We start from the raw sequence: 13,147 nt of genomic DNA on the forward strand, positions 1-13,147 counted from the left end.
TGCCTCCTTTTGCACAAGCGGAGCCTCGAAATCCCTTCCCGGCACCGGCGGGACGGCCCCGAGGCGCCGGCCGAACGGACGGGCGCCCCGTCACCGCGCCCGGGGCCCGGCGGCCGGAGGGCACAGGCGGCGGTTCGGACCGCCCATGAAGACGACCTCGCTCCGGGTGCGGATCCGCTCGACGAGCCGGTGCGCCCGGAGCTCATCGATCACCCCGTCCCGGGCCGCCCCGCCGTACAGCTCCAGAAGATCCTCCGGCGGAAGGTTCGACGTAAAAAGCGTCGGCCGGCCGCCTTCCGCGCGGGTCGAGAGGACCGGCAAAAGCACCGCGTCCCGCACCCACGGCGTCACCTGCTCTGCGCCGAGATCATCCAGGATGAAGACGTCGACGGTCATGAGCTCCCGGAGCTGGTCGAGAAACGTCTCGTCGCCGACGCCCGCCCGAAGCTCCGAAACGAGCGCCGGGACGTAGGCGAAAAAGACCGACACCCCGGCGTCGACGAGCGTGCCGGCGATGGCCGCCATAAGGTAGCTCTTTCCGACGCCGAACGGCCCGTACACATACAGGCCGCGGGCCCCGGCTTCCGGGCGGCCGGACCTTCTGATCTGCCGGGCCAAAAAGGCCTCCGCCGCCGCGATCGCCCGGGCGTTGTGCTCGTCCCGGACGAGGTCGCCCATCCGAACGGCGCGAAGTTCTTCCGGAATCGACAGCGTCCGAAACAGCCGCCGCCGGCGGGCCGCCTCCCGGGCCTGCCGCTCGAAGGCGCACGGTTCGTAGGCAAAGATGAGACCGCCGTCTTCCCCCCGCCGGGGGACCGGCACGTGACCGCGGAAGGCGTGCGTGCAGGCCGAAAGCCCCGGACAGCCGGCGCAAGACGCCGCCTCCTCCAGGTAGCGGAGGAGGGCCGGCGCCGACCGGAGGGCGGCCTCCGGCGCCACGCCGAGGGCGTCGAGGAGCTCACGAACCCGCGGGTCGGAAAGAAGCCGCCCTTCGAGCTCTGTCCCCTTCGGCCGATCCAGAAGGCCGTCCGGCGCCGCCCGCCGGAGCGCCGCTTTGATCGGCTCAAACATCCGCCTCCCCCTTTCCCGACGCCGGCTCCCCCGCCGCCTCCCACGCCCGGCGCTCCGCTTCCAGTTGGGCGACGATGTACGCCGGCAGCCGCCGGCGCCGGTCGCCTTCCGCCGGCGTCCGCCGGGGCGGCCCCCCTTTGGTCGTTCGGGCGCCGGCCGTCATCTGGCGCCGGTACTCGGCCCGGGCGTAGGCGAGGGCCTCTTCGGCGGTCTGAAAGCCTTTCCGCTTCCAGCTGGCGGCGATTTTTTCCGTGAAGGCCCGAGGAAACTTGTGGTCTTTGACGAGCAGGACGTAATCGATGAGGACGTTGGTCACCTCGGCGGGAAGGCCGATCTCTTCGAGGATCGTCCGGACGAGCCGCTCGTCGGCCGGGGAAAGCTCGCCGCCGCCCTGATAGTTCCGGAGCAGATCGTACGGCGAGACCGACTTCAGATAGCGGAGATGCCGTTCGAACTGCGCTTTCGGGTCGGTCGGCCGGGCGGCGTCCGGCGCCGGCCCGGCGGCGCCGCCCGGCCCGGCCGCCCGCCGGACCTCGGAAGGCGGCAACCCCGGCGCCCGCTCGACGGCGGCCAGGCGCCGCTCCCCGGCCCGGCGGATCGCCCGAAGGAGCGAGCGCGCCTCGGCGGACAGATCGGCGACGATCCGGGCCGGTACCGCCTCCGGGTACGCCTCGCGGAAGGGAGCGGTCACCTCCTCCCCCGGCTCGGCCGCCGGCCGGTCGTCCGAGGCGAGGCCGTATCGTTCGGCCAACCGCTCGAGCTCTGCCGGTCCCAGCCGGTCGATGAGGAGCGCCAGGAGGACGTCGCTGGCGGCCACCTGCTCCGGCCGGAGGGGAGACTGCAGCTGCAAAAAGAGAACGTTCTGTGACCGTTCGGCAAACGTCCGGAGAAGCCCGACCCCCTCCAGCCGGCGGCGGACGTCGTCGAACCGCTCCGCCTCCGCCGGCCGAAAGCCGAGGCGGGCGTAAAAGGCCGCCGCCGGCACCGGCCCGGGAGCCGGCCGCCGGTCGACGAGGGCGAGGTAGAGGCCGTAGGCCTCCAGGCCGATGACCGGGAGATACCAGTCGGCCAGCGTCGATCGATCCGCCGGCGACAGCGCCGGCGGATCGCCGACGATGATCCACCCGCTTTCCGGCATCACCGCCCCTCCTTTTCCGCCTTCCACCACCGTTCGACCGGCGGCCGTCGGCCGAGCGCCGGAAGCCCGACGTGCACCCCCTCCCGGACCCAGACGACGGCCTCCGGCCGGACGAGGGGGACAAGCGGCGCCGCCGCGGCGATCCGCTCGAACGCCTGCCGGAGGACGGCGCCGTCTTCCGTCCCGGGAATCGCCCGGTAGGCGGCGGAGAGGGCCTGATCGACGACCGGATCCGAAAAATGCATCACGTTCAGCCCGAGGCGGTCGACGTCGTGGGGGGTGCCGAGGAGGCGCCACCACTCGCCGACGACGTCGGGGTCGGCGAGCGGCCAGAGGAACGCCGGCGAGCCCTCCCCGGCCATCACCTTCGCGTAAAACGCTTCCCGGGGAAGCCCCTCGCCGGCGATCGACCAGCCGGAGGCCTGAAGCGCCGATACGATCGCCGGCGCCAGGGCGGCGCCGAAGGGGTGATCCCGATCGTAGGCGAGGGAAAGGGCGCCTGGCCCGCCGGCGTCGGCAGGCGCCTTTCCGGCGTTTCTCTTTTCCCCGCCCGTTTCCCCGACCGGCCGGCCGGCCGAACGGGCCGTCCCGCCGCCCGGATCCGCCGCTTCCGTCCAAAGCCCCGGCGGCCCGTACGCCGCCTCCGGTCGGGCTCGAAACCCGGCGGCCTGAAGCGCCTCGGCCAGCGTCGTCCGGTCGAGGTGGGTCGCCGCCTGCCGGAGCTCCCGGGCAGTCCGTCGGACGTCGAAGGCGAGGAACAACACATACGGCAAAGGCGCCCGATCCTCGCTCCACCGGCCCTCCGGCCGTTCGCCGGCGCGAAGCCGGATGAGGACGTCGGCCCCCTCCGGCGTCGCCCCCGGCTCGACCGTCGCGATCTCCACCCGATCGAGGAGCGCCGCCCGGCCTTCCGGCGTCTCCGCCCGGACGAGGACGAGCCGGCCGGGACCGGCTTCGGCGACGCGGTACGGGCCGGTCCCCGGCACCTCGCCGGCGCGAATCCGGTCGACAAACGCCCGGACCGCCGCCCGCCCGTCCGGCACCGGAAGCGCCGCCGCCGGAAAGATCGGCGCCTGAAGCGCCCGGAAAAAAAGCGCCGTCGGCGTCCGGGCCCGGAGGACGACGGCATCGCCCTCCTCGGCGACGGCGAGGGCGGCCTCGTCCCCGCGGCTCCGGTAGGCGGACGACCCTTCCAGCGCCGACAGGTGATCGCGAAACGCCCCCGTGTAAAACGGGCTCAAATAAAGCGAAAGCGACCGCCGAACGTCCGCCGCCGTCACCGGCGCCCCGCCGTCGAACCGGGCGCCGTCCAGGCGCAGGCGGACGACGACCGCCTCGCCCGCCCGCTCGATCCGGACGTCCCGGGCGAGATCGCCGACGAGCCGCCCGCCTTCGAGGCGGACGAGCCCCCGGTAGACCAGGGACCAGGACGGATCCGGCCGCACGATCGCCTCCTCGAGGCCGAGCGGGTCTCCCGCAACCGGCGCCTCGGTGGCGATCTTGAGCGTCCCGCCGCGCACCGGCCCGTCGTCGGCCGGATGGGGAGCGGAAGCCGGCGGCCGAGCCCCGCCGTCCGGCGCAGGCGGCGCGGGCCGCGGACAGCCGGAAAGAAACGCCGCCGCCAACGCGATCAGGACGCCGGCGGAGATCCTCCTCCCCGGCCGACCGGCGCTCACGGATCTTCCTCCTCCCGGCCTTCCGCCGGCCCACCGGCATCGGCGCGATGTTCCCCTGCCCCGGCGGCCGCCGGCCGCCGCGCTTCCAGCCGGCTGAGCTCCTCCAAAAAGCCGTCGATATCCGCAAACGCCCGGTAGACGCTCGCAAACCGGACGTACGCCACCTGATCGACGTCGAGCAGGCGTTCGAGCACCGCCTCGCCGATCGCCGTGCTCGCGATCTCCCGCTGGCCCCGGGCGCGGGCTTCCCGCTCGACGTCTTCGGCGATCGCGCGCATCGTCTCGAGGCTCACCGGCCGCTTGACGCACGCCCGCATGAGCCCCCGGACGATCTTCTCCGCCTGGAACGGCTCCCGGGTGCCGTCTTTTTTGACGACGACGAGCGGTTCCATTTCGACGGTCTCAAACGTCGTAAACCGCTGCAGGCAGCGGACGCACTCCCGGCGCCGCCGGATCGCGCGGCCGTCCTGCGCCGGCCGGCTTTCGAGCACCCGCGTCTCGCCGTGGCCGCAGTACGGGCAGCGCATCCTCCACGCTCCTTCGCGTTTTTTCCATTATAGCACACCGGGCGCCCCGCTCCGAGGCGCCCGGTTCCCGCGTCCCGCCGCGACCGCGTCAGCCGAAACGGCCGGTGATGTAGTCTTCCGTCTCCTTTCGCTTCGGCCGCTGAAAGAGCTCCGCCGTCGCCGCGTGCTCGATCAGGCGGCCGTTTAAGAAAAAGGCCGTCTCGTCCGAGATGCGGGCCGCCTGCTGCATGTTGTGGGTGACGATGACGATCGTGTAGCGCGACCGGAGCTCGTCGATGAGCGCCTCGATGCGGGCGGTCGAGATCGGGTCGAGGGCGCTCGTCGGCTCGTCCATGAGGACGATCTCCGGCTCGACGGCGAGCACCCGGGCGATGACGAGGCGCTGCTGCTGGCCGCCGGAAAGCCCGAGGGCCGACTCGTGCAGCCGGTCCTTCACCTCGTCCCAGAGGGCCGCCGCCCGGAGGCTCCGCTCGACGATCTCGTCGAGACGCCGCCGATCCCGGATGCCGTGGATGCGGGGGCCGTAGGCGATGTTGTCGTAGATGCTCAAGGGAAACGGGTTCGGCCGCTGGAAGACCATGCCGATCTTCTTCCGCACCTCGACGATGTCGACCCCCGGGGCGTAGATGTTCTTCCCACGCCAGAAGACTTCCCCGGTGATGCGGACGTCCTTGACGAGATCGTTCATCCGGTTCAGAGAGCGGAGAAACGTCGATTTTCCGCTCCCGGACGGGCCGATGAGGGCGAGAACGCTTCGCTCCCGCACGTCGAGGGAAATGTCGAACAGGGCCTGCGCCCGGCCGTAATACAAATTAAGACCGCGCACGCTGAGCACGGTCTTCGCTTTCGTCTCCGTCGTCAAGGCGATCCCCCGTCTTCGGCCGTTCTGGCGGAGCGCCCCCGGCGTTCGGCCGACGCGCCCACCGGCGCCCAGCCCAAGCGAATCCGACGCTCAGCCAAAGCGGCCGCTCACGTAGTCTTCCGTCTCCTTCCGGGACGGCCGGGTGAAGATCGTCTTCGTGTCCGCGTATTCGATGAGTTCGCCGTTCAGAAAGAAGGCCGTCCGGTCGGAGATCCGGGCCGCTTGCTGCATATTGTGCGTCACGATGATGATCGTGTAGCGCTTTTTCAGTTCGAAAAGGAGCTCTTCGATCTTCGCCGTCGAGACGGGGTCGAGAGAACTCGCCGGCTCGTCCAGGAGAAGGATCTCCGGCTCGACGGCGAGCGCCCGGGCGATGACAAGACGCTGCTGCTGGCCGCCGGAAAGCCCGAGGGCCGACTCGTGCAGCCGGTCCTTCACCTCGTCCCAGAGGGCCGCCGCCCGGAGACTTCGCTCGACGATCTCGTCAAGGTCCTTCTTTTTCCGCACGCCGTGAAAACGGGGGGCAAAAGCGACGTTTTCATAAATCGACTTGTTGAACGGGTTCGGCCGCTGCCAGACCATCCCCACCCGCTTCCGGAGCGCCCACACGTCGACGTCCGGGCGACCCACGTCGACGCCGTCCAGGAGAATTTGCCCCGTCGTCCGGGCCGTCGGAATCGTGTCGTTCATCCGGTTCAGCGACCGGAGGTACGTCGATTTACCGCAACCCGAAGGGCCGATGAGGGCGGTGATCTCGTGTCTGTAAAACTTGAGGCTCACGTCTTTGATCGCGTGGACGTCGCCGTAGTAGACGTTGAGCGACCGCGTCTCAATGGCAACGGCGCCTTCGGCGGCCGGTTGACTGACCGCCCGATCTTCCGCTTCTTCCAGCGCGCGGGTCTCAGACCACCGATCGACGACCCAGACCGGCCTCGGCGGGGCGCTGGTGAGCGAGTCGGTCACGATGATCCACCACACTTTCTCCGGTTGTGCTGCGGCGAGCCTCCGGGCGCGCAGCGGGGTGCCGGGGCCCTCCTTCTCCCGCTCTCGCTTTCAGTTTACCGCATCTCTCCGGAGGGCGAAAAGACACCCTTCATGAAAAATCGACAGCTTTTTCCCGTCCCGACCGGATCGCCCCTCAGAGCTTGGCCGCCGTCATCCGCCGGTAGAAAACCCGGGCAAGAAAGCGGGCCATCAGGTTAAAGAGCAAAACCGCGATGACGAGCACCGCCGACGCTCCGGCGGAGACTTCCTTCGCGTCCGGGATGAGCCCTTCGGAGTTCACCTTCCAGATGTTGACGGCGAGCGTTTCACCGGGGCGAAACGGATTGAAGGGCGACGTGGGCGAAAGCGGGTTCCAGTCGTGAAAATCGAGCCGCGGCGTCGACATGCCGGCGGTGAAGATGAGGGCCGCCGCCTCGCCGAACGCCCGGCCGGCGGTGAGGATGGCGCCGGTCACGATCCCCGGAAGCGCCGACGGCAGGACGACGTCGGTGATCGTCCGCCAGCGAGAGACGCCGAGGGCGAGGCTCGCCTCCCGCTGCTCGTGGGGCACCGCCCGGATCGCCTCCTCGCTCGTCCGGACCATGAGGGGCAGGTTGAAAAGCATGAGGGCGAGGGCGCCCCCCATCAGGGTGTAGCCCCAGCCGGTGTAGTAGACGAAGACGATGAGGCCGAAGAGTCCGACGACGATCGACGGGAGCGACGACAACACCTCGATCGCCGCCCGAATCGTGTCGGTCAGCCGACCGGGCCGGGCGTACTCCGCCAGGTAGATGCCGCCGCCGACGCCGATCGGGACGGTAAAGAGCATCGTTAAAAAGAGAATATAAATCGAGTTAAACAGCTGCGGTCCGATGCCGGAGCCGGCGGAGAGGCTCTGGGGCGGGCTCGTCAGAAACGTCCACGAAAGCTTCGGAAGCCCCCGAGCAAGAATGTAGCCGAGCAGTCCGACCAGCAGGACGACGAGGAGCGCCGCGATGAGATAGAAGACGGCCGTCATCACCCGATCGACGATCTTCGCCGTCATCGGGACATCAACCTCCCGCGGCGGCCCACCCAGCGGACGGCGAAGATGAACACCGTCGACATGAGGAGAAGGAGAAGCGCCAGCGACCAGAGGACGTTGTTTTCCACCGAGCCGGCGACGGTGTTCCCCATGTTCATCGTGATGACCGTCGTGATCGTCGAGGCCGGCTCGAGGAGGCTCGTCGGCATGTTCTTGCCGTTTCCGATGACCATCTGCACCGCCAGCGCCTCGCCGAACGCCCGGGCCATGCCGAAGATGACCGCCGTGACGAATCCGGGGGCGCTCGCCCGCATGAGGATGCGCCAGATCGTCTGCCAGCGGGTCGCCCCGAGGGCGTACGAGCCGGCCTTGATCTCCGGCGGGACGGCCGAGAGGGCATCGACGGAAATGCTCGTCACCGTCGGAAGGATCATCACCGCAAGCACCAGAATCCCGGCGAGAAGCCCGAAGCCGAGCCCGCCGACGTGCTCCCGGAGGAACGGCACGATGAGCGTGAGCCCCGTAAAGCCGTAGACGACCGACGGGATGCCGACGAGGATCTCGATCACCGGCTGCATGAGCTTCCGCCCCCAGGACGGCGCGATCTCGGTCATGAAGATCGCCGCGCCGATGCCGATCGGGCCGGCGATGAGGGCCGAGAAAAACGTGACGATGAACGACCCGACGATAAACGGCAGCACGCCGAACTTCGGGCCGCCCTCGGCTTCGGTGAGCGTCGGCCGCCACTCCGTCCCGAACAAAAAGTCCAGCACGTTGACGTGGTTGACGAAAAACGTCGCCAGGCCCCGGGAAAACACGAACAGGTAAATGGCCGCGACGGCGACGAGGATCACCGCCACGGACAAAAGCGTCGCCGCGTAGCCGAGCCGGTCCCGAAAGCCTTCCCGCGTCCGCCGGCCCGCGATCAGGGGACTTGCTTCCATCCGACCCGTCCGTCCTTTCTGCCCGTCCTTCCGGTTCCGCCCGTCCGTTCGCCCGCCGGGCGGTCTGAATCCCACCGTATTATTGTCGATTTTCGTCTGCGGCGCAAGGGCATGCCGGCGCCCGGCTTAGGGTCCGGCCGGATGAGACGGCCGGCGTTGCAGACCGCCCGACGTTTTGCGGGCGCCGGGCCCCCTTTGAGGGAAAATGCCAAAAGGGGGAGCGTGCTCCCCCTTTTGACCTCCTCATGGCGAACCCTGCCTTTATTTCTGCGTCACGTTCCCCGCGGCGTCCCGCTCGACCTTCATCTTCGAGACGGGGATGTAGCCGCCCTCGACGACCGGGCCGTTTTGCACTTCCTCCGAGAGCATGAAGTCGAGGAAGGCCTTCACGACGCCTTGCGGCTCGCCCTTCGTGTACATGTGCTGGTACGCCCAGACCTTGTAGGCGTTCGTGATGACGTTTTCTTCCGTCGGCTCGACGCCGTCGATCTTGAGGGGTTTCACCGACCCGTCGAGATACGAGAAGGCGAGGTAGCCGATCGCCCCGGGCGTTTCGGCGATGATCTTCCGCACCGTGCCGGACGAGTCCTCTTCGATGCCCGAAGCTTCCTCGGCGCCGTTGAGGGCGTACTTCTTGAACGTCGCCCGGGTGCCGGAGCTCGCCGGCCGGTTGACGAGGGTGATCTTCACATCCTTCCCGCCGACGTCTTTCCAGTTCGTGATCTTGCCGGTGAAGATGTCGATGAGCTGCTGCTGCGTCAGGTTGTCGACGCCGACATCGGGGTTCGCGACCGCCGCCATGGCGACGACGGCGACCTTGTGGTCGACGAGGTCCTTCGCCTCTTCCGGCTTCAGCTTTTCTTCGGCAAAGAGGTCGGAGTTGCCGATGTCGACGGCGCCCTGGGCGACCTGAGAAAGCCCCGTGCCGCTTCCGCCGCCCTGAACGGTGATTTTGACGTTCGGATGCTTTTCCATGAACATCTCGGCGGCCTTTTCCACGAGCGGCTGCATGGCCGTCGACCCGGCCGCGGTGATCGATCCGGTCAGTTCGTCGGTCGTTCCCCCTGTGTCCGTCTTCGTCCCTTCCGTTCCGCCGGCGTCCTGATTCGTCCCTTCCGTCCCGGTCGCGTTCTGATCCGCATTCCCGGACGGCGCGCCCTGACCGCCGCACGCCGCCAGAACCGTGATCGCGGCGACCAGCAGCAAAAGAAGCGCCCATCCTTTCCGACCGCTTCGCACCGGCATGCCCTCCTTCATCGCGTGGTTCGGGCCGCGTCTGGGCTCCGTCCAAGTCCTATGATAGCGGCCGGTCGGCGACCGGTGGTTAAGGCTTTGTAAAGAGAACGTAAAGAAACCGTAAAAATGGGATGCAGTCCATTTTTACGGTTAAAACGATCGTGTTATTCATTCATGATCGGCCCTTACGGACGGACGGCGCCGCACGATCGGCGGCGCGATCATCAATACCGATCGGCCCTTACGGCCGGACGGCCGCTTCCGGCTCCGGTCGGGCCCGCTCCGCCGCCGGCCGCCCCCCCGTCGCCTCCCGGTCGGCGATGAGGCGGAGCAAATCGACGATCCGGGCCGAATAACCCCATTCGTTATCGTACCACGCCATCACCTTGACCATGCGGCCGACAGCGTCGAGCGTCGGCCCGTCGACGATCGCCGACCGGTCATCGCCGTTGAAGTCGACCGAGACGAGGGGAAGTTTCGAAACGCCGAGAATGCCCTGAAGCGGCCCGCGAGCGGCGGCCTCAAAGGCCGCGAGGAGCTCCTCCGGCGTCGCCGGGCGGCGAAGTTCAGCGACGAGGTCGACGACGGAGACGTTCGGCGTCGGCACCCGGAGGGCGAGGCCGGTGAGGCGCCCGGCGAGCTCCGGCAGCACCTTGCCGACCGCTTTGGCAGCGCCGGTCGTCGTCGGGATGATCGACTGGCCGCTCGACCGGGCCCGGCGGAGATCTTTATGGGGATTGTCGAGCACCTTTTGATCGTTTGTCACCGCGTGGACCGTCGTCATGAGGCCCGCCTCGACCCCGAACGCCTCGTGAAGGACCTTGACGACCGGCGCGAGGGCGTTCGTCGTGCAGGAAGCCCCGGAGAGGATGTGGTGCCGCGCCGGGTCGTAGTGATGCTCGTTGACGCCGTAGACGAGGGTGACGTCCTCGCCCTTGGCCGGCGCGGTGATGAGCACCCGCCGGGCGCCGGCGGCGAGGTGCTTCTCCGCCCCCGACCGATCGGTAAACTTGCCGGTCGCCTCGACGACGACGTCGATGTCCATCGCCTTCCACGGCAGGCGGGCCGGATCCCGGTCGGCGACGAGGCGGATCGTCCGCCCGTCGACGACGAGGGAATCGTCTTCCGCCCGCACGTCCCGCCGGAAGCGGCCGTGGACGGAGTCGTACGTGAGGAGGTGGGCCAGCGTTTCGGCCGGGTGCGTGGCGTTGACGGCGACGACCTCCAGGCGATCGTCCCCCACCTCGACGATCCGCCGGAGCACCATCCGGCCGATGCGGCCGAACCCGTTGATCGCGATCCGAAGGGTCATGTTCCGGCCTCCCTCGGAATGGGTGTGATCCGTTCCTGCCCTTAATTATAACGGGTATGACACATTCTTCAATATAGGATGGATCAATGGCACAAAAAGGCGCCCGCCCTAGGGCGGGGCCGTTCGATTCGGTCGATCGCCGAGGCGACCGGCCGGATCGACGGACCGGGAGGAGGCCGGCCGCCGGCCGGGCGGCCTAGCTCCCCGCGCCGAGGCGGGCGCCGTGGACCTGGCGATAGCGCGTCTCGAGATAGAGCACCCGGAGGAGGTAGTGGCGCGTTTCGCCGAACGGAATGTCGCCGAGGCGCCGGGCGGTCCCGTCCCAGACACCGGCCTGAAGCCACCGGTCGACGCGCCCTTCGCCGGCGTTGTAGGCGGCGAGGGCGGCAAGGGTGTTGCCGCCGTAACGGTCGAGGAGGTAGCGGAGATACAGGCTTCCGAGGAGGATGTCCGCCTCCGGCGTGCCGAGTTCCTCCGGCGAAAGCCGTCGATCGTATCCGGTGCGCCCCAGGATGTAGCGGCGGGTGTCGTCGAGGAGCTGCATGAGCCCCCGGGCGCCTTTTTCCGAGGCGGCGCCGTGGACGAAACCGCTTTCGGCCCGGATGACCGCCGCGATGAGGGTGGGATCGACCGCCGCTTCCCGGGCGGCCCGGCGGATGGCGTCGGGGTAGTCCAGCGGATACATCCACCGCCAAAGGGGCGGCAGCCGGACGGCCAGGGCGAGGACGAGGAGGGAGAGGACCGAAAGGAGGAACCGCCTAAGGAGCATCCGCGTTTCCCTTCCGCTGGCCCGTCCGGTTCGGCCGGACGGCGTACGCCCAGAGGGCGTCGATCTGCCGGGCAAGCGCCTCGACGCCGCCGCGGTTCACCAGGACGACGTCGGCCCGGGCGCGCTTTTCTTCCATGGGGAGCTGGGCCCGAAGGCGCGCCTCCGCCTCCTCCCGATCGAGGCCGTCCCGGGCCATGAGCCGCCGGAGCTGTTCGGCTTCGTCCACGTAGACGACGACGGTGAGATCGACCGCCCGATCGAGCCCGGTCTCAAACAAAAGCGGCACCTCGAGGACGATCACCGGCGCGCCGGCGGCCCGGAAGCGCTCGATCGACGCCTGCATCCGCCGGCGGACCTCCGGGTGGACGATCGCCTCGAGGTCGCGCCGGGCGGCCGCATCGCGAAAGACGATCCGGCCGAGGGCGGCCCGGTCGAGCCGCCCGTCCGGGTGAAGGACGCCGGCGCCAAAGCGCCGGACGATCGCCGCGAGGGCCGGCGTGCCCGGTTCGACGGCCTCCCGGGCGAGCCGATCGGCGTCGACGACGGCGGCGCCCCGCTCGGCGAAAAGACGGGCGGCCGTGCTCTTGCCGCTGGCGATGCCGCCGGTCAGCCCCACGATCATCGCCGGCCCTCCCCGGCGGGCGCCGCCGCGGCCGCCGACTGGCGGGACGAACGGCGAACGGCGAGCGCCCAGGCGGCCGAAGCCGGCGGCCTTTCGGTCGAGGCGGACGGGGCCCTTCCGTTTTCGGCGCCGACCTCCGGCTGACAGCGGGGGCAAAAGCGGCTTCCCCGGCCGGCGACGACCGTCCGTTCGATCGCGGTCCCGCAGCGCGGGCACGGCTCGCCTTCCCGGCCGTAGACGGCAAGCGCCAGCTGAAAATAGCCGAGGGCGTCGTTCGGGCCCCGGTACGACCGGACGCTCGCGCCGCCCCGGGCGATGCCGTCTGCGAGGACGCCCCGGACGGCGGACCAGAGGGCCGCCGCCTCGTCCGGCCGGAGGCTCCCGGCAGGGCGCCGGGGGTGGATTCCCGCCCGGAAAAGCGCCTCGTCGGCGTAGATGTTGCCGATGCCGGCGACGATCGTCTGGTCGAGGAGGAGCGCCTTGATCGGCCGGCGCCGGTGCCGCCCGAGGCGGGCGAGAAGCGCCGGCAGGTCCCAGGCCGGATCGAGGGCGTCCGGGCCAAGGGCGGCCAAAGGCGGAAAGGCGGCGAGATGCGCCTCCGGCACGAGGTCGAACGTGCCGAACTGCCGCACGTCCCGATAGCGAAGCTCCCGGCCGTCGTCGAGGTGGAAGACGACGTGGACGTGAGGGGGCTCCGGCGTCCCGGCCGGGACGAGGTCGAATTTTCCCTCCATCCGGAGGTGAACGACGAGGACGTCGGGCGAAAGGGCCAGAAGCAGGTACTTCCCCCGCCGGCCGATCCGCCCGAAGGTCCGGCCGACCAGGCGCCGGCAAAACGCCTCGGGTTCCGGCGAGCGGATGAGGCGCGGCAGGCGGACGTCGACCGCCACGATGCGCCGCCCGGAAAGCGACGACTGAAGCCCCCGGCGGACCGTCTCGACTTCCGGAAGTTCCGGCATCGCATCCCCTCCTCCTTTGCCTT

At 69.4% G+C, this 13,147-nt stretch carries 13 protein-coding genes; all 13 read right to left on the bottom strand.

Annotated elements, in window-relative coordinates; genetic code table 11:
• Nucleotides 1-90 precede the first annotated feature (90 nt).
• Nucleotides 91-1,071 carry an AFG1/ZapE family ATPase gene (gene zapE / locus K2M58_RS10155; protein ID WP_220677450.1) on the bottom strand — a complete coding sequence of 327 codons (981 nt, stop codon included), beginning with the start codon at nt 1,069-1,071 and terminating at the stop codon, nt 91-93.
• Nucleotides 1,064-2,209: a DnaD domain protein gene (locus K2M58_RS10160; protein WP_220677451.1), complete on the bottom strand. Its 1,146-nt coding sequence runs from the start codon at nt 2,207-2,209 to the stop codon at nt 1,064-1,066. Before K2M58_RS10160 ends, zapE begins: the two co-directional genes overlap by 8 nt.
• Complete coding sequence (locus tag K2M58_RS10165) at nt 2,209-3,885, bottom strand: ABC transporter substrate-binding protein (RefSeq protein ID WP_220677452.1); 1,677 nt, start codon at nt 3,883-3,885, stop codon at nt 2,209-2,211. Before K2M58_RS10165 ends, K2M58_RS10160 begins: the two co-directional genes overlap by 1 nt.
• Nucleotides 3,882-4,412 (bottom strand): transcriptional regulator NrdR, encoded by a 531-nt coding sequence (gene nrdR, locus K2M58_RS10170; protein ID WP_220677453.1) that lies wholly within the window; start codon nt 4,410-4,412, stop codon nt 3,882-3,884. The genes K2M58_RS10165 and nrdR overlap by 4 nt, the downstream gene beginning before the upstream one ends.
• An 88-nt stretch (nt 4,413-4,500) precedes the next feature.
• A complete protein-coding gene (gene pstB, locus K2M58_RS10175; protein WP_220677454.1) occupies nt 4,501-5,274 on the bottom strand; it encodes a phosphate ABC transporter ATP-binding protein PstB in 774 nt (257 codons plus the stop codon).
• A 90-nt stretch (nt 5,275-5,364) separates the two neighbouring features.
• Nucleotides 5,365-6,108 carry a phosphate ABC transporter ATP-binding protein PstB gene (pstB, locus tag K2M58_RS10180; protein WP_066203668.1) on the bottom strand — a complete coding sequence of 248 codons (744 nt, stop codon included), beginning with the start codon at nt 6,106-6,108 and terminating at the stop codon, nt 5,365-5,367.
• 304 nt (nt 6,109-6,412) lie between these two features.
• Nucleotides 6,413-7,303, bottom strand: a complete 891-nt coding sequence (gene pstA / locus K2M58_RS10185) for a phosphate ABC transporter permease PstA (RefSeq protein WP_220677455.1) — start codon at nt 7,301-7,303, stop codon at nt 6,413-6,415.
• Nucleotides 7,300-8,226 carry a phosphate ABC transporter permease subunit PstC gene (pstC, locus tag K2M58_RS10190; RefSeq protein ID WP_220677456.1) on the bottom strand — a complete coding sequence of 309 codons (927 nt, stop codon included), beginning with the start codon at nt 8,224-8,226 and terminating at the stop codon, nt 7,300-7,302. The genes pstA and pstC overlap by 4 nt, the downstream gene beginning before the upstream one ends.
• Before the next feature lie 261 nt (nt 8,227-8,487).
• Nucleotides 8,488-9,465 carry a phosphate ABC transporter substrate-binding protein gene (locus K2M58_RS10195; RefSeq protein WP_252393461.1) on the bottom strand — a complete coding sequence of 326 codons (978 nt, stop codon included), beginning with the start codon at nt 9,463-9,465 and terminating at the stop codon, nt 8,488-8,490.
• 238 nt (nt 9,466-9,703) lie between these two features.
• Entirely contained in the window at nt 9,704-10,774 is a 1,071-nt protein-coding gene (gene gap / locus K2M58_RS10200; RefSeq protein WP_220677458.1) for a type I glyceraldehyde-3-phosphate dehydrogenase, read from the bottom strand.
• 196 nt (nt 10,775-10,970) lie between these two features.
• Nucleotides 10,971-11,543: a lytic transglycosylase domain-containing protein gene (locus K2M58_RS10205; RefSeq protein WP_220677459.1), complete on the bottom strand. Its 573-nt coding sequence runs from the start codon at nt 11,541-11,543 to the stop codon at nt 10,971-10,973.
• Nucleotides 11,533-12,165, bottom strand: coding sequence for a dephospho-CoA kinase (gene coaE / locus K2M58_RS10210; RefSeq protein ID WP_220677460.1), 633 nt, complete (start codon nt 12,163-12,165; stop codon nt 11,533-11,535). The genes K2M58_RS10205 and coaE overlap by 11 nt, the downstream gene beginning before the upstream one ends.
• Nucleotides 12,162-13,124, bottom strand: coding sequence for a bifunctional DNA-formamidopyrimidine glycosylase/DNA-(apurinic or apyrimidinic site) lyase (gene mutM / locus K2M58_RS10215; protein ID WP_220677461.1), 963 nt, complete (start codon nt 13,122-13,124; stop codon nt 12,162-12,164). Before mutM ends, coaE begins: the two co-directional genes overlap by 4 nt.
• Nucleotides 13,125-13,147 lie beyond the last annotated feature (23 nt).

The sequence above is a fragment of the Hydrogenibacillus sp. N12 genome (genome assembly GCF_019645935.1).
Lineage (GTDB): Bacteria > Bacillota > Bacilli > Thermicanales > DSM-22653 > Hydrogenibacillus > Hydrogenibacillus schlegelii.

What these genes read in the sequence shown, in the direction of transcription:
- gap (WP_220677458.1), bottom strand. Translation starts at nt 10,774, where the DNA reads ATGACCCTTCGGATCGCGATCAACGGGTTCGGCCGCATCGGCCGGATG.
- K2M58_RS10160 (WP_220677451.1), bottom strand. Translation starts at nt 2,209, where the DNA reads ATGCCGGAAAGCGGGTGGATCATCGTCGGCGATCCGCCGGCGCTGTCG.
- pstC (WP_220677456.1), bottom strand. Translation starts at nt 8,226, where the DNA reads ATGGAAGCAAGTCCCCTGATCGCGGGCCGGCGGACGCGGGAAGGCTTT.
- zapE (WP_220677450.1), bottom strand. Translation starts at nt 1,071, where the DNA reads ATGTTTGAGCCGATCAAAGCGGCGCTCCGGCGGGCGGCGCCGGACGGC.
- coaE (WP_220677460.1), bottom strand. Translation starts at nt 12,165, where the DNA reads ATGATCGTGGGGCTGACCGGCGGCATCGCCAGCGGCAAGAGCACGGCC.
- mutM (WP_220677461.1), bottom strand. Translation starts at nt 13,124, where the DNA reads ATGCCGGAACTTCCGGAAGTCGAGACGGTCCGCCGGGGGCTTCAGTCG.
- K2M58_RS10205 (WP_220677459.1), bottom strand. Translation starts at nt 11,543, where the DNA reads ATGCTCCTTAGGCGGTTCCTCCTTTCGGTCCTCTCCCTCCTCGTCCTC.
- nrdR (WP_220677453.1), bottom strand. Translation starts at nt 4,412, where the DNA reads ATGCGCTGCCCGTACTGCGGCCACGGCGAGACGCGGGTGCTCGAAAGC.
- pstA (WP_220677455.1), bottom strand. Translation starts at nt 7,303, where the DNA reads ATGACGGCGAAGATCGTCGATCGGGTGATGACGGCCGTCTTCTATCTC.